The organism is Vibrio sp. Vb1755, from assembly GCF_033338635.1.
GTDB classification, from domain to species: domain Bacteria; phylum Pseudomonadota; class Gammaproteobacteria; order Enterobacterales; family Vibrionaceae; genus Vibrio; species Vibrio alginolyticus.
This window is the reverse complement of the sequence record NZ_JAWOTA010000282.1, coordinates 1-1,145: the sequence shown is the minus strand read 5'-3', so window position 1 is coordinate 1,145 and position 1,145 is coordinate 1. Positions and strand designations below refer to the sequence as shown.

Genomic DNA, 1,145 nt, shown 5'->3' with positions numbered 1-1,145 from the left:
TAAAGAAGGCTGAATAGCCCGCAACTCGTACAACGAGATCGCGATACTGCTCAGGGTTCTTTTTCGCCGCCAGCAAGGTTTCACGAGAGACGATGTTGTACTGCACGTGCCAACCTTTGTGGTGATTAAAGAAGGTGCGAATCAGCATTGAAAGCTTGAGCTTATCTCCTTCTGAAGCGACAGCCGCTGGGCTTAACTTCTGGTTAAGCAGCACGCCACCTAGGATTTTATTGGCTTGAATTTTACCGACTGAGTTGTACACCGCCGTTGGTCCCAAACGGTCAGAGCCCGATGCTGGACTTGCGCCTTCCGCCAGTGGCGTTTTCGCTTTTCGACCATCTGGTGTTGCCATCGTGGATGCGCCAAATGGCACGTTAGCAGAGATGCTCGATGTTCCCGCGTAGTAGCCACCACCAATTGGTCCGCGCCCATAACGTGTGTTGACAAATTGCGCCAACTCATCGATATAAACTTGGTAAGCATCAGCCAGCAATTGGTCGACATAATCGTCGTCATTGCCGTATTTTGGCGCGAAGTTGATTAAGCGTTGGCGAAGTTGTTCGTTCTCAATACCATCGAAGTCTTCTTCTAATGCTTTTGCCAATTCCGTTTGGCTGATTTGTGCTTCTTCAAACACCAAATGTTTGATCGCCGCCAAACTGTTACCCAAATTGGCGATACCCACTTGCAGGCCAGATACCCAATCGTATTTCGCTCCGCCTTCTTTTACTGTTTTACCACGCGCCAAACAGTCATCCACCAGCGATGAGCAGAAAATATCTTGCGCTTGCTGCTCAAGCACGCTGTCGACTACGGTATCGATCTCAATCGATTTACGTGTGTAGTAGCGAATTTGCTCCGCCCAAGAAGCGGTGACTTGATCAAAACTCTCGAAGTTGCCTTTTGCCAACGACTTATCATGCGGCAAGAAGGCTTTGCCCGTCGTTGCATCCACACCTTCGTTAAGCGCCGCCAGTAAAATACGCGCAAAATTAATAAAGCTCATGCCCGTGCAACGGTAACCCCATTTACCTGGAACAGCGGTTTCAATACAGCCAATAGACGCGTAGTTGTAAGCGTCTGCTTTCTCGACGCCTAGCTTGATGAACTCTGGAATGACGATTTCATCGTTGTTGAATGCAGGC

General features: G+C 49.1%; 1 protein-coding gene. It reads right to left on the bottom strand.

The annotated features are described in order from the left end of the window. Positions 1–1,145, bottom strand: a 1,145-nt coding sequence (locus tag R7E00_RS24550; RefSeq protein ID WP_318124827.1) for a pyruvate formate lyase family protein, incomplete at both ends; no start/stop codon positions are given.